An 18,605-nucleotide genomic window follows, 5' to 3' on the forward strand; every position below is an offset into this window, starting at 1 on the left:
GCCTCTCATGTGAGAGGCCTTTTTACATCAGACGGTAGTTACTCGACGGTCAGAATACGCGTGGTATTGGTTGAGCCAATGGTGCTCATGACATCGCCCTGGGTCACAATCACCAGGTCGCCGGAAACCAGATAACCTTTATCGCGCAGGAGGTTCACCGCTTCATTGGCGGCAACCACGCCGTCAGTTTCGCTGTCAAAGTGAACCGGGGTGACGCCGCGATACAGAGAGGTCAGATTCAGCGTACGTTCATGACGAGACATCGCGAAAATCGGCAGGCCAGAACTGATACGAGAGGTCATCAGCGCGGTACGACCAGACTCAGTCATTGCGATGATAGCGGTTACCCCTTTCAGATGGTTAGCGGCATACATCGCTGACATAGCAATCGCTTCTTCGACATTGTCAAACTGCACGTCAAGACGGTGTTTGGAGACATTGATGCTCGGGATCTTCTCGGCGCCCAGGCATACGCGAGCCATTGCCGCGACGGTTTCTGCCGGGTACTGGCCTGCTGCCGTTTCTGCAGAGAGCATAACGGCATCGGTACCGTCCAGTACGGCGTTAGCCACGTCCATCACTTCCGCACGGGTCGGCATTGGGTTGGTAATCATCGACTCCATCATCTGCGTGGCGGTAATAACCGCACGGTTCAGCTGACGTGCGCGACGAATCAACGCTTTTTGAATACCTACCAGCTCAGGATCGCCAATTTCAACGCCCAGGTCGCCACGAGCGACCATCACCACGTCGGAAGCCAGAATGATGTCATCCATCGCATTCTGGTCGCAGACGGCTTCCGCACGTTCTACCTTGGCGACGATTTTCGCATCGCAACCTGCGTCGCGCGCCAGACGGCGGGCATAGTTCAGGTCTTCGCCGCAGCGCGGGAAGGAGACGGCCAGATAATCAACGCTGATTTGCGCTGCAGTGACGATGTCAGCTTTATCTTTTTCGGTCAGGGCTTCAGCAGAAAGACCGCCGCCCAGTTTGTTGATGCCCTTATTATTGGACAGCGGGCCGCCGACGGTGACTTCGGTGAAGACTTTCATTCCCTGGACTTCCAGCACCTTAAGCTGTACGCGACCGTCATCAAGTAGCAGGATATCGCCTGGCACGACGTCAGCAGGCAGACCTTTATAATCGATCCCGACTTTTTCTTTGTCGCCTTCGCCTTTGCCAAGGTTGGCGTCTAACAGGAACTTGTCGCCAACATTAAGAAAAACTTTACCTTCTTTAAAGGTTGATACGCGGATTTTAGGTCCCTGCAGGTCACCCAAAATAGCTACATGGCGTCCCAGTTTTGCGGCAATTTCACGGACCTTATCCGCCCGCATTTTGTGATCTTCTGGAGAGCCGTGCGAAAAGTTCATACGTACGACGTTCGCACCCGCAGCGATAATTTTTTCGAGGTTGTTATCGCGATCAGTTGCTGGGCCTAACGTGGTAACGATTTTGGTTCTGCGAAGCCTTCTGGACATGTAATACTCCGTTGACTGAAACAACTAGGTGTTGCGTGAACATTAATCCGGTCGTTCTCAAACATTGACGGTAAATGAACGCCCCGGATGATAAAAGGGTAGAACATTGTTATTGCTTTTAGCGATCATCACTCTTGATGAGTAATTCTTTATCAAAACGCGATTCCTTGAGTGCTTCCTTGACACGCTTCAAGTTATCTCTAAATTTTGCCCCGCGGCGCAAAGTAAATCCTGTAGCCAGCACATCTATCACGGTCAGTTGAGCAAGTCGAGAGACCATGGGCATATAAATGTCAGTATCTTCCGGTACGTCGAGGGTAATGGCCAGCGTGGCTTCGCGCGCCAGCGGCGTGCCGGGAGAGGTCAAGGCGATAACCATCGCGTCGTTTTCCCTCGCCAACTGCGCCAGTTCAACCAGAGTTTTGGTTCTTCCGGTATGCGAAATCAGCACAATAACGTCGTCGTCGCTACAATTCATGCAACTCATACGTTGCAGTACAATATCGTCGGAATAGATCACCGGTACGTTAAAACGAAAAAATTTGTTCATCGCGTCGTGCGCTACCGCGGCGGAAGACCCAAGGCCAAAAAAGGCAATTTTCTTCGCCTGGGTTAACAAATCCACCGCCCTGTTTACCGCGGTGTTATCCAGAGACTGGCGAACGTGGTCAAGACTTGCCATCGCCGACTCGAAGATTTTTCCCGTGTAAGATTCTACGCTGTCATCCTCATCCACATTACGATTAACATAAGGGGTGCCATTTGCCAGACTTTGCGCCAGATGAAGTTTAAAATCAGGAAAGCCGCGCGTATCCATACTGCGACAGAAGCGGTTCACCGTCGGCTCGCTGACGTTGGCTTCCAGCGCAAGCGCAGCGATGCTTGAATGGATTGCCCGGTCGGGTGAGACAAGAATAATGTCAGCGACTTTACGCTCTGATTTGCTCAACTGTTCCAGTTTTAACTGGATTTTTTCCAGCATATTCATGATGTAGGTCGACTCATGGCTCATGGGAAAAAACGATTTCAGCGATACGGGGAAATCGGGGGATACATTTGCTAGATATTACCCCTGCCACGGAAGGAACGGGGCAAAATGGACAGAATAGTTGTTGTTTTTTTTCATTACATGATCGAAGTCTGGTTTTGTTACTTCTTCATGGCTACGAAAAAAAGCGACTTTTTTATCCATTTTGCAGAGGTAAACGCCAATCAAACGCCTGTTTGCGGTAACAGCACGGCTGGATAAGCGTTTACGGTTTCCGGATTCACGTAAAAGCAGTACAGTGCACTGTAATAAAATTACAACCAGTTTCTGGCAAAAGCACCAGACACTTAATTGAGGAGAATGACATGGCGGTAACGCAAACAGCCCAGGCATGTGACCTGGTCATTTTCGGCGCGAAGGGCGACCTGGCGCGGCGGAAATTGCTGCCTTCCCTGTATCAACTGGAAAAGGCCGGCCAGATTAACCCGGAAACCCGTATCATCGGGGTAGGGCGTGCCGACTGGGACAAAGCAGCCTATACCAAGGTTGTGCGCGAAGCGCTCGAAACCTTCATGAAAGAAAAAATTGATGAAGGTTTGTGGGAGACCCTCAGCGGCCGTCTGGAGTTTTGTAATCTGGATGTCAATGATACCGCCGCATTTAGCCGTCTGGGTGAAATGCTGGATCAGAAATCACGGACCACGATTAACTATTTCGCGATGCCGCCAAGCACCTTTGGCGCGATCTGCAAAGGTTTGGGTGAAGCAAAGCTGAATGCTAAACCTGCCCGCGTCGTGATGGAAAAACCGTTGGGAACGTCATTGGCAACATCGCGCGAGATCAATGATCAGGTCGGTGAATATTTCGAAGAGTGTCAGGTTTATCGTATCGACCACTATCTCGGTAAAGAGACGGTGCTGAACCTGCTGGCACTGCGTTTTGCCAACTCCCTGTTTGTAAACAACTGGGATAACCGCACGATCGATCACGTTGAAATTACCGTCGCGGAAGAAGTGGGTATTGAAGGTCGCTGGGGTTATTTTGACCAGGCCGGTCAAATGCGCGACATGATCCAAAACCACCTGCTGCAGATCTTGTGCATGATCGCGATGTCTCCGCCGTCGGACCTGAGCGCTGACAGCATTCGTGATGAAAAAGTGAAGGTACTGAAATCACTACGCCGTATCGACCGCTCAAACGTGCGTGAAAAGACGGTTCGCGGTCAGTACACCGCGGGTTTTGCCCAGGGCAAAAAAGTTCCGGGATATCTGGAAGAAGAGGGCGCGAACAAAAGCAGCAATACGGAAACGTTTGTGGCGATCCGTGTGGATATCGATAACTGGCGTTGGGCGGGCGTTCCGTTCTATCTGCGTACCGGCAAGCGTTTACCGACGAAGTGCTCTGAAGTTGTCGTCTATTTCAAAACGCCTGAGCTGAATCTGTTCCGGGAATCCTGGCAGGATCTGCCGCAGAACAAGCTGACTATTCGTTTGCAGCCTGATGAAGGTGTTGATATCCAGGTGCTGAACAAAGTGCCGGGTCTGGACCACAAGCATAACCTGCAAATCACCAAGCTTGATCTGAGCTATTCCGAAACCTTTAACCAGACGCATCTGGCCGACGCCTATGAGCGACTGCTGCTTGAAACGATGCGCGGTATTCAGGCGCTGTTTGTGCGTCGTGATGAAGTTGAAGAAGCCTGGAAGTGGGTCGACTCAATTACTGAAGCATGGGCGATGGACAACGATGCGCCGAAACCGTATCAGGCAGGGACCTGGGGACCGGTTGCCTCTGTGGCAATGATCACCCGAGATGGTCGTTCTTGGAACGAATTCGAGTAAAAGATCGCCTTACCCATAGGGTTTATTTTACCGGTAACATGATCTAACACAGATTGCAGAATAATTTTTGCACTTTTAAGCCTCGCGTGGATTCACCCGCGAGGCTTTTTTTATTACACTGCCTGAAACGATTTTGCCCCTGAGCTACGGCAAACAAGCGATTCAGCACTATTAACACGACTGATAAGCATTGTTAACCCTACCGCTCTGACAGATAAATTTTAGGAGCCTCTATGAATCCGAATTTGTTACGCGTAACACAACGTATCATCGAACGTTCTCGCCATACACGTTCCGCCTACCTCGCCCGTATTGAACAAGCTAAATCGACCACCGTTCATCGTTCGCAACTGGCATGCGGTAACCTGGCGCATGGCTTTGCCGCGTGTCAACCGGACGACAAAGCATCGCTGAAAAGCATGCTGCGTAACAATATCGCGATCATTACCTCCTACAACGACATGCTTTCTGCGCATCAGCCATATGAACATTATCCGGCTATCATTCGCCAGGCGCTGCATGAAGCCAATGCGGTAGGTCAGGTTGCCGGTGGTGTGCCGGCCATGTGTGACGGTGTTACCCAGGGACAGGATGGGATGGAGCTTTCGCTGCTCAGTCGTGAAGTGATTGCGATGTCAGCGGCTGTAGGTCTCTCTCACAATATGTTCGATGGCGCGTTGTTCCTCGGCGTGTGCGATAAAATTGTCCCTGGCCTGGTGATGGCGGCGCTGTCATTCGGTCATCTGCCGTCAATCTTCATTCCTTCCGGGCCGATGGCGAGCGGCCTGGCGAACAAAGAAAAAGTGCGTATTCGTCAACTCTATGCGGAAGGCAAAGTTGATCGCATGGCGCTGCTTGAGTCCGAGGCGGCGTCTTATCACGCACCGGGTACCTGTACGTTCTACGGTACGGCGAATACCAACCAGATGGTCGTTGAGTTCATGGGGATGCAACTGCCAGGCTCCTCATTCGTCCATCCGGATTCGCCGCTGCGTGAAGCGTTGACCGCTGCTGCCGCCCGTCAGGTTACGCGTCTTACCGGGAACGGCAATGAATGGATGCCGATCGGTAAAATGATCGATGAAAAAGTGGTGGTGAACGGAATTGTGGCGCTGCTGGCGACCGGGGGCTCAACTAACCACACGATGCATCTGGTGGCCATGGCGCGCGCGGCCGGGATTCTGATTAACTGGGATGACTTCTCCGATCTGTCCGATATCGTGCCGCTGATGGCGCGTTTGTACCCGAACGGTCCGGCGGATATTAACCATTTCCAGGCGGCGGGCGGCGTACCGGTGCTAATGCGTGAGCTGCTGAATGCGGGTCTGCTGCATGAAGATGTGAATACCGTTGCCGGATTCGGTTTATCGCGTTACACCATGGAGCCGTGGCTTAACAACGGTGAACTGGACTGGCGCGAAGGGGCGGCGAAATCACTGGACAGCAACGTGATTGCCACCTTTGACCAACCTTTCTCTCACCACGGCGGCACTAAAGTGCTGAGCGGTAACCTCGGGCGCGCAGTGATGAAAACGTCGGCGGTACCGGTTGAAAATCAGGTTATTGAAGCGCCGGCAGTCGTTTTTGAAAGTCAGCACGATGTGTTACCGGCGTTCGATGCCGGTCTGCTTGACCGCGATTGTGTGGTTGTTGTGCGTCATCAGGGACCAAAAGCGAACGGAATGCCAGAATTACATAAACTCATGCCGCCACTTGGTGTATTATTGGACCGTTGTTTCAAAATTGCGTTAGTTACCGATGGACGACTTTCAGGTGCTTCAGGTAAAGTGCCTTCAGCAATCCATGTAACCCCAGAAGCCTATGATGGCGGTCTGCTGGCGAAAGTACGTGATGGCGACATCATTCGTGTGAATGGACAGACAGGTGAATTGACGCTGCTGGTTGACGAAGAAGAACTTGCTTCACGTCAGCCTCACATTCCAGACCTCAGCGCATCGCGCGTGGGGACCGGACGTGAAATGTTCAGCGCGTTGCGTGAGAAGCTGTCCGGAGCGGAGCAGGGCGCAACCTGTATCACTTTTTAAGACTTATTTTGTAATCAGGCGAGAGAAAACTCTGATGAAAAACTGGAAGACAAGTGCAGAAGCAATCCTGACCACTGGCCCGGTTGTACCGGTTATTGTGGTTAATAAACTGGAACATGCGGTGCCGATGGCAAAAGCGCTGGTTGCAGGTGGCGTGCGCGTTCTGGAAGTGACCTTACGTACCGCATGTGCGATGGATGCCATTCGCGCGATCGCGAAAGAAGTTCCGGACGCCATCGTCGGCGCAGGTACTGTACTGAATCCGCAACAACTGGCTGAAGTCACCGAAGCCGGTGCGCAGTTTGCTATCAGCCCGGGTCTGACCGAGCCGCTGTTAAAAGCCGCAACGGAAGGGACTATTCCGCTGATCCCTGGCATCAGCACGGTTTCTGAACTGATGCTGGGTATGGACTACGGATTGAAAGAGTTCAAATTCTTCCCGGCGGAAGCGAACGGCGGTACTAAAGCGCTGCAGGCGATTGCGGGCCCGTTCTCTCAGGTACGTTTCTGCCCAACCGGTGGTATCTCTCCGGCGAATTACCGTGACTACCTCGCGCTGAAAAGCGTGCTGTGCATCGGTGGTTCCTGGCTGGTTCCGGCAGATGCGCTGGAAGCTGGCGATTACGAACGCATTACCAAACTGGCTCGTGAAGCAGTAGAAGGCGCGAAGCAGTAAGCCGTTAATGTGTAAACCGTAGGCCGGATGCGGCATCAACGCCTTATCCGGCCTACGGGTCTGGTTTTTTATCCTGTAACTTTCACCTGTGCGGCGGCGTGTTTCGCGCGTTCAACCGCGTCTTCAATGGTTTGCGCTGTAGCCAGTACCACGCCTAAACGACGGCTCCCGTCGATCTCCGGCTTACCAAAGAATCGTACTTGCAGGCCAGCGCCCACGGCGGCCTGTACGTTATCAAACGTCACATTCTGGCTGCTAAGTTGCGGCAGAATAACGGCGGAAGCGGAAGGCCCGTACTGACGGATTGCGCCAACGGGCAGACCGAGAAATGCGCGGACGTGCAAGGCAAATTCAGACAGGTCCTGCGAAATTAAGGTCACCATCCCGGTGTCGTGCGGGCGAGGGGAGACTTCGCTAAAAATGACCTCATCACCGCAGACAAACAGCTCCACGCCAAACAGACCGTAGCCGCCTAACGCCAGCACGACTTTACGGGCAATCTCCTGCGCGCGCGCCAGCGCCAGGTCGCTCATCTGCTGAGGCTGCCAGGATTCACGATAATCGCCATCTTCCTGACGATGCCCTACCGGCGCGCAAAAGTGTACGCCATCAACAGCGCTAACGGTAAGCAGGGTAATTTCAAAATCAAAATCTACCACGCCTTCGACGATAACGCGCCCGGCGCCTGCCCGGCCTCCCTGTTGAGCATAGTTCCAGGCTTCGGTGAGCCGATCGGCTGAACGAATAAAGCTTTGCCCCTTACCTGAGGAACTCATTACTGGCTTCACGATGCAAGGAAAGCCGATTTCGGCGACGGCCTCGCGAAAGCGAGTTTCGCTGTCTGCAAAGCGGAAAGAAGAGGTTGGTAAAGACAGCTCCTCTGCGGCGAGGCGGCGGATCCCTTCGCGGTTCATGGTCAGTTGGGTCGCTCGTGCGCACGGCACAACGTGTTGCCCTTCCTGTTCCAGCTTTACCAGCATATCCGTGGCAATCGCCTCTATTTCCGGCACGATATAATGTGGTTTTTCACGCTCGACAACCTCGCGTAACGCTTCGCCATCGAGCATATTGATTACGTATGTGCGATGGGCAACGTGCATGGCTGGCGCGTCGGGGTAACGATCCACGGCAATGACTTCCACACCCAGTCGTTGGCATTCGATCGCCACTTCTTTACCCAGTTCACCTGAACCTAATAACATCACTCGCGTTGCTGCGGGACGCAGCGCTGTGCCTAATAACGTCATAAATTAATCCCCTGTTTTATCTGGGCGCAGTATATACGAAAACGTTTGCGTCTGTCTTTATTACCAGGTTGATTTCAGGGCGCAAAAAGAATATACTGTACATAAATACAGGTAATTTAAGAGGCTGCAAAAATGGCGGTTGAAGTTAAATACGTAGTCATTCGGGAAGGTGAGGAAAAAATGTCGTTTACCAGCAAAAAGGAAGCCGATGCGTATGACAAAATGCTTGATACAGCGGATTTGCTCGACACATGGCTGGAGCAGTCACCGGTAGCGCTTGAAGACGAGCAGCGTGAAGCGCTTTCCCTGTGGCTGGCTGAGCAAAAAGATGTGCTGAGCGCCATCCTGAAAAACGGCAAGCTGCCGTCTCCGCAGGCCGTTAAAGATGACGCGCACGCTGAGGATGATACCCAGGCTGCCTGAAACGACTTGCGCTCCTGACGTTTTGTACCATGCTTTTCCCTGAATCATTGTGCAATCCCTGACGTCCTTTCGCGTTGCTACATGCAACCGGAAAGAAGAAGGGGAGATAAAGGAGAAAAAAATGTATAAAAAAAGAGCGTTGTTAAGCCTGCTGTTGTTATCTGCCAGCGTATCTGTTTTTGCGGCAAACATGGAAAGCAAAAATGTTCAGTTTCCAAAATGCGAAGGGCTGAATGCTGATGGTATTGCGGCGAGCGTGAAACGTGATTATCAGCAAAATCGCATCGCGCGCTGGGCTGACGATCAAAAGCGTGTTGGGCAAGCCGATCCTGTCGCCTGGGTTAATACCCCCGATATTACGGGCAAAGATGGCAAATGGTCGGTCCCGCTGACGGTTCGCGGAAAAAGCGCGGATATTCACTATCAGGTAAAAGTCGACTGCCAGGCCGGAACGGCGGAGTATCAACCGCAGTAATGAGCGTATTTGCACATCTTTTGATGAGCTGAACACTTCCTGACATCCCCTCGGGTACGCTTTGACGATTATTCGTCTGTACTTGAGGGGCAAAATGGCTAACTGGCTGAACCAACTACAATCTCTTCTTGGGCAAAAAGGATCCTCCGCATCATCTTCCGGCGAGCAAGGGCTGAGTAAACTTCTGGTCCCTGGCGCGTTAGGCGGTCTGGCGGGATTACTGGTTGCCAACAAATCCTCACGTAAGTTACTGAGCAAATACGGCACCAGCGCGCTTCTGGTGGGTGGTGGTGCAGTTGCCGGAACCGTGCTGTGGAACAAATACAAAGATAAAGTTCGCGCCGCGCATCAGGATGAGCCGCAGTTCGGCGTACAAAGCTCGCCGCTGGATGAGCGAACTGAACGCCTGATCCTGGCGCTGGTTTTTGCGGCGAAAAGCGATGGTCATATCGATGCCAAAGAGCGTACCGCCATTGAACAGCAGCTTCGTGACGCGGGTGTTGAGGAGCAAGGCCGCGTTCTAATTGAGCGGGCAATCGAACAGCCGCTGGATCCTCAGCGCCTGGCGCAAGGGATCCGCAACGAAGAAGAGGCGCTGGAAATTTACTTCCTGAGCTGTGCGGCGATTGATATCGACCACTTTATGGAGCGCAGCTACCTGAACGCGCTGGGTGATGCGTTGAAGATCCCACAGGATGTTCGTGACGGCATTGAACAGGATCTGAAGGCGCAAAAACAGGCTTTACCGGGTTAATTACTTATCGCTAAGGCGCATGTTTCGCTTGCATCATCGCTGTCTTTTGCCACCCTTATAGGATGTTTAAGCAAAAGAACAATGACATGCTACCAAAAGCTTCTCGTATTCCTCACGCCATGACGCAGCATGGCGATACACGTGTTGATAATTATTACTGGTTGCGAGACGACACCCGCTCGCAGCCGGACGTGCTCGAATACCTGCAACAGGAAAATGCGTATGGCCATCAGGTTATGGCTTCGCAGCAGGCTTTGCAGGACCGCGTTCTGAAAGAAATTATCGACCGTATTCCCCCACAGGATGCGTCCGCTCCCTATGTGAAAAATGGTTATCGTTACCGGCATATTTATGAACCGGGATGTGAATATGCCATTTATCAGCGCCAGTCGGTTCTCAGCGAAGAGTGGGATGAATGGGATACTCTGCTGGACGGCAACCAACGCGCAGCCCACAGTGAATTTTATACGCTGGGAGGGCTGGCGATATCACCCGATAACAGCATTATGGCGCTGGCCGAAGATTACCTCTCTCGTCGGCAATATGGCGTTCGCTTCCGCAATCTGGAAAGCGGCAACTGGTATCCGGAAGTACTGGATAACGTTGAAGCGGATCTGGTCTGGGCGAATGATTCCCAGACCTTCTATTACGTTCGCAAACACGCCACGACGTTACTGCCGTACCAGGTCTGGCGGCATACCGTTGGATCTCCCTCGTCACTGGACGAATTGGTGTACGAAGAAGCCGATGACATGTTTTATGTCAGTCTGCATAAAACCACCTCGTTACATTATGTGGTGATCCATATCGCCAGCGCGACGACCAGTGAGGTTCTGCTGTTGGATGCAGAACTAGCCGACGCCGAACCGTTGCTTTTTTTAGCGCGGCGTAAAGACCACGAGTACAGCCTCGATCACTATCAGCACAAGTTTTATCTGCGCTCTAATCGTGAAGGTAAAAACTTTGGTCTGTACCGCACGCGCGTACGCAATGAACAAGCGTGGGAGGTGCTGATCCCGCCGCGCGAAAACGTCATGCTGGAGGGGTTTACCCTGTTTACCGACTGGCTGGTGGTGGAAGAACGCCAGCAGGGTTTAACCAGTCTGCGTCAGATCAATCGCAAAACGCGCGAAGTGATCGGTATCGCCTTTGACGATCCGGCGTATGTGACCTGGCTTGCCTATAACCCGGAACCGGAGACATCGCGACTGCGCTATGGCTATTCCTCCATGACCACGCCGGACACGTTGTTTGAACTGGATATGGACACCGGGGAGCGTCGCGTGCTTAAGCAGACGGAGGTCCCCGGATTTGATGCGGCGAATTACCGCAGCGAACATGTCTGGATCACCGCGCGCGATGGTACCGAGGTTCCGGTCTCACTGGTTTATCATCAAAAGTATTTCCTGAAAGGGAAAAACCCATTACTGGTTTACGGCTATGGTTCGTATGGCGCCAGTATGGATGCTGATTTCAGTAGCAGCCGTTTAAGCTTATTGGATCGCGGCTTTGTTTATGCCATTGCCCATGTGCGTGGCGGCGGTGAGTTGGGTCAGCAATGGTACGAAGACGGTAAGTTTCTGCACAAGAAAAATACCTTTAATGATTACCTCGACGTCTGCGATGCGCTGCTAAAAATGGGCTATGGCGCCCCATCGTTATGTTACGGCATGGGGGGAAGCGCCGGCGGAATGTTAATGGGTGTCGCCATCAACGAGCGCCCGGACTTGTTCCATGGCGTGATTGCCCAGGTGCCGTTTGTTGATGTGGTGACCACGATGCTGGATGAGTCAATTCCACTCACCACCGGTGAATTTGAGGAATGGGGTAATCCTCAGGATCCGCAATACTATGCGTATATGAAAAGCTACAGCCCCTATGACAACGTCACCGCGCAGGATTATCCGCATTTACTGGTCACGACGGGATTACACGACTCCCAGGTGCAATACTGGGAACCGGCAAAGTGGGTGGCAAAATTGCGTGAGCTGAAAACGGACGATCGCTTGCTGTTACTGTGCACGGATATGGATTCCGGGCACGGCGGTAAGTCCGGGCGTTTTAAATCTTACGAAGGCGTGGCCCTGGAGTACGCGTTTTTGATTGGGCTGGCACAGGGAACGCTGTCTGGGCAAGCTTCAGATCAGATGTTATCCAGATAGTGCTTCAGCGTTAATCGCAGCTCCGGGCTCATACTGTCGAGGTTATTAAATAACCAACGCAGATAGCCCGGATCGCGTTCTGCCACCTCTGATACCGGTTTTCCACGGTACTTACCAAATGTGAAAGTAGTGAGTAATGCGGGGCGGCCGGTAATGTCGACCATCTGCTCTGCGGTCCAGCCTGAAGTCTGCATGATGTCGATCAGCAAAGCCGCAGTGATGTAGCAATCGTACAGAGCGCGGTGGTGATGCAGGCCTGCAGGCGTCTGAACGTTTAGCTTACGTGATTTGTACAGCGCCATATTGCTGTATTTGATTCCTGGCCACAATCGACGGGAGAGCTTCATGGTGCAGATCCACTCTCCGGGCATCTCTGGCAATACGCGGCGGTCGAAACTTGCGTTGTGCGCCACATACCACTCACTACCGTAATAGTGCGGAATGATATCTTCAATCCATGGCTTATCGGCTACCATCGCTTCAGTAATGCGATGAATAGCCATCGCCTGGGGGCTAATGGGGCGGTCAGGACGCACCAGGTGGCTCATTGGGTTAACTATCTTTCCATCAACCACATCGACAGAAGCAATCTCAACAATGCCTCCCTGCAGACCACAGGTTTCTGTATCTATTATGCGCAACATGCCATGCTCCCGACCAAAACGACTAGCGTAATGGAATGATATCACCTTGCCAACCCCGTGGCGTGCGTTGACCGGTTAAGAGCAAAGAACCGCTGTCGGCGCGTACAATCAATCGACCTCGCTCGTCCCATAACGCGCTGCTCCCGCGTGCATTGGCCATTAATACCGCGATGGCAAATTTATGCGAGAAACTTTGTAGCTGAGATGTGGAGGAGAGGAGTTCTGGCTCGCTGACGGACTGGCTACTGGTGAATAACGAAAAAGCAGGATCGATATCAATACCTTCTGGCTGACTATCCACAACGCTGATGGCATTGCGCTGTCTGGCAATACAGGCCCCGTGGCTCTGATGAAACGTTAGTGGTGATGTCATCCAGGGAGAGAAAAGCGCAATGCCTTTCACAAAACGATTGTTATGCTCTACCGGCAATCCCGCGATAATTGTCATGCGGTAAGTCGCTGCGGCATGCGCCAGCGGTTCCAGCAACGCTTCATCAGGTGGCGCTGGGAGGGAGTCATTCTCATCAACGCAGCCCAACAAGGAGAGGGCGGGGAAGACCAGCAATTCACATTGGCATTGTGCGGCTGCCTGAATGAATTGCAGGTGATGGGCAACGTTTTCGGTCACTGACGCGTGAAGGGGTTCGTATTGTGCTGCTGCGATTTTCCAGTGTGACATAATGATTTCCTTTTCATAGTGTCTACAACCATCTTTAAAGTATAGATTAAGAATATACTTATACTGTAGCAGGCATCATGTAAGGAATCGTAACGTAATATAAGTTTTATTTAACTTTCGGCTCGTACGGTAAACGTGAAAGAGAGACGGATGCCAGGCGATGCGCGATGAGTCTTTCACGAAACCAGTCGCGTAAATGTTCGGGCTGTTCACGTTCAACCACTTCGGCAACGATCGGCATATTGTAGCGTTCTTTAAATGCGACACCCGCCGCGGCCAAGTCAACATTGACCTTATCCATTTCGGCTTGCTCAAGTTTGGCCAGATTGATGTTCATAGGCTGCTCCTTTTCTCTGTCTTCCGGCGCGCAAAGTTACTAAGAGTGCGCATTAATGGCAAGACAGAATTGATGATTCTCGACTCGATCATTGTAGAAGGTTATTCTCTATAGATTAGACATAACAAAAAGGAATAGTTGATATGGCTTCATCTGCATCTTCGCTACGTAATACTCTCATCGTACTCGCCAGCCTCCTCGCAACACCCGCTGCATTGGCGCATGCTCACCTGACAAAACAAAGTCCGGCGGCGAATGCGGAAGTCACCGCTTCTCCCCAGGCGCTGACGCTGAATTTTTCTGAAGGCGTCGAACCCGCGTTCAGCGGCGCAACGCTGACAGGTCCACAAAAGGAATCAATCAAGACGGGCAAAGCGACCCGCAGCGATCAGGACAAAACGCAACTGATTATTCCGCTCGCTCAAACGCTGGAGGCCGGAAAATATACGGTGGACTGGCACGTTGTATCCGTGGATGGCCACAAGACAAAGGGACAATATACCTTTAGCGTGAAATAACCGATGCTGGCATTTACCTGGGTTGCCCTGCGATTTATTCATTTTACCGCGTTGATGCTGGTGTTTGGTTGTGCGCTTTACGGCGCATGGCTGGCTCCCGTTTCGGTTCGCCGTTTAATGATGCGTCGTTTTTTACGTCTGCAACGCCATGCCGCGACGTGGAGTTTTATCAGCGCGACGCTAATGCTGGCGATCCAGGGGGGCTTAATGGGCTCAGGATGGCGGGATGTCGTCTCTACAGACGTTTGGGGCGCCGTTCTGCAGACGCAATTTGGCGGCGTCTGGCTATGGCAGATTATCCTCGCGATGGTCACGTTGGTGGTGACCATCGTTGTGCCGCGCAGCATGTCGCGACTGCTCTTGATGCTGACGATTGCTCAGTTTATTTTGCTGGCAGGCGTTGGACATGCAACGCTGCATACTGGCGTCGCTGGGGCTATCCAACAGGTTAACCATGCCTTACATCTGATATGTGCCGCCGCCTGGTTTGGCGGCTTGCTGCCCGTACTTTACTGTATGAGAATGGCGCAGGGCCGCTGGCGGGAACAAGCGATCGGAACCATGATGCGTTTCTCCCGCTATGGGCATCTCTTCGTGGCCGGGGTTTTACTTACCGGGATTATGAATGCCCTGTTTATTGTCGGTGTTTCCGGCTCCTGGCACATGGCTTATGGGCAACTGCTTTTGTTAAAAGGTGCCCTTGTCATGCTAATGGTAGCGATTGCCCTGGCGAATCGGTATGTTCTGGTACCACGCATGCAGCAGGATAATGGCTGTGTGACGCTCTATTTCATTTGGATGACAAAACTGGAATGGGGAATAGGGGCCGTTGTGCTGGCGATTGTCAGCCTGTTTGCAACCCTCGAACCTTTTTGATTGATGGACTGGCAAAACGCATGAAAAAAATCATTCTCTCTTTACTACTACTGGCAAGTTCAGGGGCCGCGCTGGCAGCGCCACAGGTCATCACCGTCAGCCGTTTTGAGGTTGGCAAAGATAAATGGGCGTTTAATCGGGAAGAGGTGATGCTGACCTGCCGTGCAGGTCACGCGCTGTATGTCATCAATCCCAGCACGCTGGTGCAATATCCATTGAATGATGTTGCCAGAGAACAGGTTGCGAGCGGTAAAACCACGGCGAAGCCGATTGAGATTATCCAGATTGATGACCCGACGAAACCGGGTGAAAAAATGAGCCTGGCGCCGTTTGTTGAGCGTGCAGAAAAACTCTGTTAATTGTCAGATGTAGCGTTCTGATTTCCAATAAAAAAACCGCAGGATCTCACAGGAGAACTTGCGGTTTTTACATTTGGTCGTGTAACAAACTGCCTTTTTTTCCGGCCACTTTAGTCGCGGACTGGAAAACCTGGCGCTGTCATCTATTCTTAAATGGCAGGGTAACTTAGCCTGCATTAATGCCAACTTTTAGCGCACGGCTCTCTCCCAAGAGCCATTTCCCTGGACCGAATACAGGAATCGTATTCGGTCTCTTTTTATGTCTTTGTTTTTCATGGTTTTTTCTGTTTTATCACGAAATCCCACGAAAATTACTCGAAATTTCCATATCCTGTCTAAACCATAACATATTCTGCACCACGTGCGTCCAGGTATTTTTTGGTCATTGTCAAATTTTTATGCCCGAGTAAACGTTGCGAGAATTCCTCCCCGCGTTCTTTTTCATACAGTCTGCCGGCCAGGCTTCTGATCTCATGGTAAGTAGGAGGGTTCGGTCCAAATTTTATCGTCGTCGCATCCCTTACATTCGAAAATGCCTGGGTCAATCCATCAGGGGGCAGTGGCCCCGGCTTTCTGCCACCGCGTCTGACTGGCGAGAAAAGCATAAAATCTGATGGATTATTGATTCGGCATCGCTCAATCACCTCTCCCAATTCCAGGCCAGCAACTTCCAATCTTAAATCGAGTGGAATCGACAGCTTGTGGCCCGTCTTCTCCTGCGTAACAAATAGCCTGCCATCTTTTATATCGCTGAACCGAAACAGAGAAATGTCCTCGCGGCGCTGTCCTGTCACCAAAGCAAGATCGCAAGCGTTAGGCAACCATTCAGAGTGTGAAGCAGCTGCCGCGCGGATAACAATAAAATGCTCGAGCAGTAAACGTTCACGCTTCACTTTTGGCGTCGGCGTTCTTGTCGGCTCTGCCGGGTTCCTTTCAATATGCCCCTCGACAATCGCTTCCCTGAAAATATCCAATAATACCGAACGTAGTCCTGAGGCCATGCTCTTCTTATCACAGATTATGTAACTCTCAAGGAAAGTAGATATGTCCTTCGTGCTGATCGCCGATAGCGGCATACGTCCGAATTCATCACGGATAGTGGCGATCTGATTACGCCTGACCTTCATCGTGTTGGGCTTCAATTCTCTTCGCGCAAGAATTACTTCGTAGCGCTCGAGCCACGCTTTCACCGTAAAGGTTGGTGTTTCCTTTATGCGGTCCAGCAGCGCTGATGGAAGGTAATTCTGTTCGATGTAGTTATTAGCCTCAATGGCCTGAGAAATGGCGTCCTTTCTGTCGATCCGGCCAAGGGATAATTCTTGACCGGTAATCGGGTTTCGCCAGCTATAAAGCCTGTCTCTTTTACGATAGGTCAGGTTACGGGGCAGGTTAGCGTCGTAACGAACTGGCCTTTTCGCCATGAGTCAGTCTCTCCAGTAGAGTGCCGCCAGTTGGCAGCGCTAAGTGTTTTGCTTTGGGACGAAGGTTCTTTTTGCTCGGATCTACATAGATAGCATCTGGCTGAACCTTATATTCTTTGCCGTGAAGTTCCGGGGCAGGGTATATACGTCCCTCCCGAGCCCATCGGCGAAGTGTTGAAAGAGACGGCGGGGTTGAATAAGTTGAATTCGCCCATTCCAGCAGATTAAGAAGCTTGGCCATACTACCTCCGGCTTCCGGCAACTTATTATAGAGCTGCCGGAAAACTGTTAATGAAATATCGTTATCAACTCACCTGGCCCGGCAGTGCGCGTAAGCGGCGCATGCCTGTCATAGCCGTGGCCACGTAGCTCGCCTTACGGTTAACCACCTCAACCCAGACCTTCACGCCTTCAACTCTCACAGTGTATGTCTCCTTCATCTTGCTGCGCCCATAGTCGCCGTAGCGTTCGTGATGAGTGGCTAGTGCGATGTCGCATGCCTGACGCGCTAACGGGGATTGTTGATTTCCTCGGTTAATCAATCGCATTACATCTCCTCAATGGGAGAGCGAACCCTCCCAAATCTGCTAGCCCACGTATTCCGGTTTCATATCGGCCAGGGTGATGCTGAACTTATCGTGCAGCTCATCGCCCAGGTGACGTTTCGCCGCCGCCAGAACTCGTTCAACTTCCCTAAACCGTTCAGCTGCATCCGGTTCGTCCGGAGACGGTAGGGAGTTGATTGCGGCTTCAACCTTGTTACGTGAATCAACCAGGTAATAGCGCTTCACTGCCTTGTTCTTCAGTTCAGTGAACAGGGCGGAGCCGAGCGTAGCCTTCGCGCTTTCGATATCAGCACGCAGTGCTTTGGCGCTATCAACATCCTGAGCAGCATCGATGCGTTCGCGGAAATCATCGGCAAGAGAGTCGATATTTACAGACGATTCATGTGCGCTTTGCGTGGTTGTGACGGTGTCACCTGAAATTTCAGACAGGCTAACGTGTTGTACCGGAGCAGGGTTAACTTCTCGCTCTTCACGGCGATCATCCAATTCATCAGGGGTATACACGCCGAGAATTACATCCGGGCAGAACAGTCTTGCCCAACGTTTCACGGCGAGATAAGCGAGTTGCTGGCGAGGGTCGTCAGCCCAAAGCGTTGAATTACGAGTCCTGGCCTGTGCCAGTAACAGGTCAAGTTCTCTCGGTTGGTCTTCACCTTTCAACGTTGCGCGGATGATGATGCCAATGCCTGTTTCGTCCGCAAGAGTCCAGCCAGGAACACGGTATTCTCCTTTGTCGCCTTTACGAATCTGGAATTTCCCGACTACTTTTTCCCATGGTCCGTACCACTCGTATTCAAAGCGGTTTGCCAGCACGCCGCTGCGTGAAATCACGGCATTTACCAGTTGCGCTTCGTATCCGAGAACGCCGTTAATCAGGTGCGTTTTCTGCGCTACTGCAAAGGGATTCATCTGCCATTGTGCCGCCTGCATCGCTACTGCCATGCAGTCAGCCTGATTTCCCTGCAGGTGTCTGGGGACTGTCGCCGCACCCTGCGCCATAATTTGAGCAAACGCGCTGATGGCGTTCAGATACTGGGAATCAAACAGGGCCACGTTGGAGTTAATCACTGCGTTCTGGTCAGCTACAGTTACGTTAGTGTTTTGCATCTTCAT

General features: G+C 51.9%; 20 protein-coding genes. 10 read left to right on the forward strand and 10 right to left on the reverse strand.

The annotated features are described in order from the left end of the window. Positions 1 to 38 precede the first annotated feature (38 nt). Both pyk and AC534G_RS10505 read right to left on the reverse strand, forming a co-directional pair. Positions 39 to 1,481: a pyruvate kinase gene (gene pyk / locus AC534G_RS10500; RefSeq protein ID WP_038641420.1), complete on the reverse strand. Its 1,443-nt coding sequence runs from the start codon at positions 1,479 to 1,481 to the stop codon at positions 39 to 41. Positions 1,482 to 1,599: 118 nt separating this feature from the next. Beyond that, positions 1,600 to 2,469 (reverse strand): MurR/RpiR family transcriptional regulator, encoded by an 870-nt coding sequence (locus tag AC534G_RS10505; RefSeq protein ID WP_110498813.1) that lies wholly within the window; start codon positions 2,467 to 2,469, stop codon positions 1,600 to 1,602. A gap of 365 nt (positions 2,470 to 2,834) precedes the next feature. Here AC534G_RS10505 and zwf point away from each other — a divergent pair, with 365 nt between their 5' ends. From zwf to kdgA, 3 genes are all read left to right on the forward strand, one after another. Beyond that, positions 2,835 to 4,310: a glucose-6-phosphate dehydrogenase gene (zwf, locus tag AC534G_RS10510; protein WP_003034896.1), complete on the forward strand. Its 1,476-nt coding sequence runs from the start codon at positions 2,835 to 2,837 to the stop codon at positions 4,308 to 4,310. A 233-nt stretch (positions 4,311 to 4,543) separates the two neighbouring features. Continuing rightward, the gene (gene edd / locus AC534G_RS10515; RefSeq protein WP_110497737.1) at positions 4,544 to 6,355 is read left to right on the forward strand and encodes a phosphogluconate dehydratase; all 1,812 of its coding nucleotides are present in this window, start codon (positions 4,544 to 4,546) and stop codon (positions 6,353 to 6,355) included. Between the two features lie 34 nt (positions 6,356 to 6,389). Then, positions 6,390 to 7,031: a bifunctional 4-hydroxy-2-oxoglutarate aldolase/2-dehydro-3-deoxy-phosphogluconate aldolase gene (kdgA, locus tag AC534G_RS10520; RefSeq protein ID WP_038641415.1), complete on the forward strand. Its 642-nt coding sequence runs from the start codon at positions 6,390 to 6,392 to the stop codon at positions 7,029 to 7,031. A gap of 68 nt (positions 7,032 to 7,099) precedes the next feature. On the opposite strand, the gene purT is transcribed toward kdgA, so the two are convergent. Continuing rightward, the gene (gene purT, locus AC534G_RS10525) at positions 7,100 to 8,278 is read right to left on the reverse strand and encodes a formate-dependent phosphoribosylglycinamide formyltransferase (RefSeq protein ID WP_069324704.1); all 1,179 of its coding nucleotides are present in this window, start codon (positions 8,276 to 8,278) and stop codon (positions 7,100 to 7,102) included. A 132-nt stretch (positions 8,279 to 8,410) separates the two neighbouring features. On the opposite strand from purT, the gene yebG reads away from it, so the two are divergent. The 4 genes from yebG to ptrB all read left to right on the forward strand — a co-directional run bounded on the left by yebG (position 8,411) and on the right by ptrB (position 12,092). After that, entirely contained in the window at positions 8,411 to 8,701 is a 291-nt protein-coding gene (gene yebG, locus AC534G_RS10530; protein ID WP_038641410.1) for a DNA damage-inducible protein YebG, read from the forward strand. A 121-nt stretch (positions 8,702 to 8,822) separates the two neighbouring features. After that, positions 8,823 to 9,176, forward strand: coding sequence for a protein YebF (gene yebF / locus AC534G_RS10535; RefSeq protein WP_038641408.1), 354 nt, complete (start codon positions 8,823 to 8,825; stop codon positions 9,174 to 9,176). Positions 9,177 to 9,270: 94 nt separating this feature from the next. Next, entirely contained in the window at positions 9,271 to 9,930 is a 660-nt protein-coding gene (locus tag AC534G_RS10540) for a tellurite resistance TerB family protein (protein WP_038641405.1), read from the forward strand. 86 nt (positions 9,931 to 10,016) lie between these two features. Then, positions 10,017 to 12,092 (forward strand): oligopeptidase B, encoded by a 2,076-nt coding sequence (ptrB, locus tag AC534G_RS10545; RefSeq protein ID WP_174330948.1) that lies wholly within the window; start codon positions 10,017 to 10,019, stop codon positions 12,090 to 12,092. On the opposite strand, the gene exoX is transcribed toward ptrB, so the two are convergent. The 3 genes from exoX to AC534G_RS10560 all read right to left on the reverse strand — a co-directional run bounded on the left by exoX (position 12,074) and on the right by AC534G_RS10560 (position 13,752). Then, positions 12,074 to 12,736 carry an exodeoxyribonuclease X gene (gene exoX / locus AC534G_RS10550; protein ID WP_038641401.1) on the reverse strand — a complete coding sequence of 221 codons (663 nt, stop codon included), beginning with the start codon at positions 12,734 to 12,736 and terminating at the stop codon, positions 12,074 to 12,076. The two genes, ptrB and exoX, sit on opposite strands and share 19 nt — an antisense overlap. A gap of 22 nt (positions 12,737 to 12,758) precedes the next feature. Continuing rightward, entirely contained in the window at positions 12,759 to 13,415 is a 657-nt protein-coding gene (locus AC534G_RS10555) for a carbon-nitrogen hydrolase family protein (protein ID WP_085048048.1), read from the reverse strand. A 106-nt stretch (positions 13,416 to 13,521) separates the two neighbouring features. Next, a complete protein-coding gene (locus tag AC534G_RS10560) occupies positions 13,522 to 13,752 on the reverse strand; it encodes a DNA polymerase III subunit theta (RefSeq protein ID WP_038641397.1) in 231 nt (76 codons plus the stop codon). Positions 13,753 to 13,895: 143 nt separating this feature from the next. On the opposite strand from AC534G_RS10560, the gene yobA reads away from it, so the two are divergent. Genes yobA through AC534G_RS10575 form a run of 3 tightly spaced genes read left to right on the forward strand, consistent with a single transcriptional unit; the run spans position 13,896 to position 15,505 of the window. Further along, positions 13,896 to 14,270: a CopC domain-containing protein YobA gene (gene yobA / locus AC534G_RS10565; RefSeq protein WP_038641395.1), complete on the forward strand. Its 375-nt coding sequence runs from the start codon at positions 13,896 to 13,898 to the stop codon at positions 14,268 to 14,270. 3 nt (positions 14,271 to 14,273) lie between these two features. Continuing rightward, positions 14,274 to 15,146 (forward strand): copper homeostasis membrane protein CopD, encoded by an 873-nt coding sequence (copD, locus tag AC534G_RS10570; protein ID WP_069324700.1) that lies wholly within the window; start codon positions 14,274 to 14,276, stop codon positions 15,144 to 15,146. Between the two features lie 20 nt (positions 15,147 to 15,166). Further along, the gene (locus AC534G_RS10575; protein WP_038641391.1) at positions 15,167 to 15,505 is read left to right on the forward strand and encodes a YebY family protein; all 339 of its coding nucleotides are present in this window, start codon (positions 15,167 to 15,169) and stop codon (positions 15,503 to 15,505) included. A gap of 335 nt (positions 15,506 to 15,840) precedes the next feature. On the opposite strand, the gene AC534G_RS10580 is transcribed toward AC534G_RS10575, so the two are convergent. The 4 genes from AC534G_RS10580 to AC534G_RS10595 form a co-directional block, all read right to left on the reverse strand. Then, positions 15,841 to 16,926: a tyrosine-type recombinase/integrase gene (locus tag AC534G_RS10580; protein ID WP_496594540.1), complete on the reverse strand. Its 1,086-nt coding sequence runs from the start codon at positions 16,924 to 16,926 to the stop codon at positions 15,841 to 15,843. Beyond that, positions 16,895 to 17,167: an excisionase gene (locus AC534G_RS10585; protein ID WP_199950439.1), complete on the reverse strand. Its 273-nt coding sequence runs from the start codon at positions 17,165 to 17,167 to the stop codon at positions 16,895 to 16,897. Before AC534G_RS10585 ends, AC534G_RS10580 begins: the two co-directional genes overlap by 32 nt. A 64-nt stretch (positions 17,168 to 17,231) precedes the next feature. Then, complete coding sequence (locus AC534G_RS10590; RefSeq protein ID WP_005121071.1) at positions 17,232 to 17,474, reverse strand: DUF4060 family protein; 243 nt, start codon at positions 17,472 to 17,474, stop codon at positions 17,232 to 17,234. Between the two features lie 39 nt (positions 17,475 to 17,513). Further along, on the reverse strand, positions 17,514 to 18,599 hold the full coding sequence (locus AC534G_RS10595; protein WP_038641385.1) for a RecT family recombinase: 1,086 nt from the start codon (positions 18,597 to 18,599) through the stop codon (positions 17,514 to 17,516). Between the last annotated feature and the right edge of the window lie 6 nt (positions 18,600 to 18,605).

Source organism: Citrobacter sp. CRE-46, from assembly GCF_059615875.1.

What these genes read in the sequence shown, in the direction of transcription:
- pyk (WP_038641420.1), bottom strand. Translation starts at nt 1,481, where the DNA reads ATGTCCAGAAGGCTTCGCAGAACCAAAATCGTTACCACGTTAGGCCCA.
- AC534G_RS10505 (WP_110498813.1), bottom strand. Translation starts at nt 2,469, where the DNA reads ATGAATATGCTGGAAAAAATCCAGTTAAAACTGGAACAGTTGAGCAAA.
- zwf (WP_003034896.1), top strand. Translation starts at nt 2,835, where the DNA reads ATGGCGGTAACGCAAACAGCCCAGGCATGTGACCTGGTCATTTTCGGC.
- edd (WP_110497737.1), top strand. Translation starts at nt 4,544, where the DNA reads ATGAATCCGAATTTGTTACGCGTAACACAACGTATCATCGAACGTTCT.
- kdgA (WP_038641415.1), top strand. Translation starts at nt 6,390, where the DNA reads ATGAAAAACTGGAAGACAAGTGCAGAAGCAATCCTGACCACTGGCCCG.
- purT (WP_069324704.1), bottom strand. Translation starts at nt 8,278, where the DNA reads ATGACGTTATTAGGCACAGCGCTGCGTCCCGCAGCAACGCGAGTGATG.
- yebG (WP_038641410.1), top strand. Translation starts at nt 8,411, where the DNA reads ATGGCGGTTGAAGTTAAATACGTAGTCATTCGGGAAGGTGAGGAAAAA.
- yebF (WP_038641408.1), top strand. Translation starts at nt 8,823, where the DNA reads ATGTATAAAAAAAGAGCGTTGTTAAGCCTGCTGTTGTTATCTGCCAGC.
- AC534G_RS10540 (WP_038641405.1), top strand. Translation starts at nt 9,271, where the DNA reads ATGGCTAACTGGCTGAACCAACTACAATCTCTTCTTGGGCAAAAAGGA.
- ptrB (WP_174330948.1), top strand. Translation starts at nt 10,017, where the DNA reads ATGCTACCAAAAGCTTCTCGTATTCCTCACGCCATGACGCAGCATGGC.
- exoX (WP_038641401.1), bottom strand. Translation starts at nt 12,736, where the DNA reads ATGTTGCGCATAATAGATACAGAAACCTGTGGTCTGCAGGGAGGCATT.
- AC534G_RS10555 (WP_085048048.1), bottom strand. Translation starts at nt 13,415, where the DNA reads ATGTCACACTGGAAAATCGCAGCAGCACAATACGAACCCCTTCACGCG.
- AC534G_RS10560 (WP_038641397.1), bottom strand. Translation starts at nt 13,752, where the DNA reads ATGAACATCAATCTGGCCAAACTTGAGCAAGCCGAAATGGATAAGGTC.
- yobA (WP_038641395.1), top strand. Translation starts at nt 13,896, where the DNA reads ATGGCTTCATCTGCATCTTCGCTACGTAATACTCTCATCGTACTCGCC.
- copD (WP_069324700.1), top strand. Translation starts at nt 14,274, where the DNA reads ATGCTGGCATTTACCTGGGTTGCCCTGCGATTTATTCATTTTACCGCG.
- AC534G_RS10575 (WP_038641391.1), top strand. Translation starts at nt 15,167, where the DNA reads ATGAAAAAAATCATTCTCTCTTTACTACTACTGGCAAGTTCAGGGGCC.
- AC534G_RS10580 (WP_496594540.1), bottom strand. Translation starts at nt 16,926, where the DNA reads ATGGCGAAAAGGCCAGTTCGTTACGACGCTAACCTGCCCCGTAACCTG.
- AC534G_RS10585 (WP_199950439.1), bottom strand. Translation starts at nt 17,167, where the DNA reads ATGGCCAAGCTTCTTAATCTGCTGGAATGGGCGAATTCAACTTATTCA.
- AC534G_RS10590 (WP_005121071.1), bottom strand. Translation starts at nt 17,474, where the DNA reads ATGCGATTGATTAACCGAGGAAATCAACAATCCCCGTTAGCGCGTCAG.
- AC534G_RS10595 (WP_038641385.1), bottom strand. Translation starts at nt 18,599, where the DNA reads ATGCAAAACACTAACGTAACTGTAGCTGACCAGAACGCAGTGATTAAC.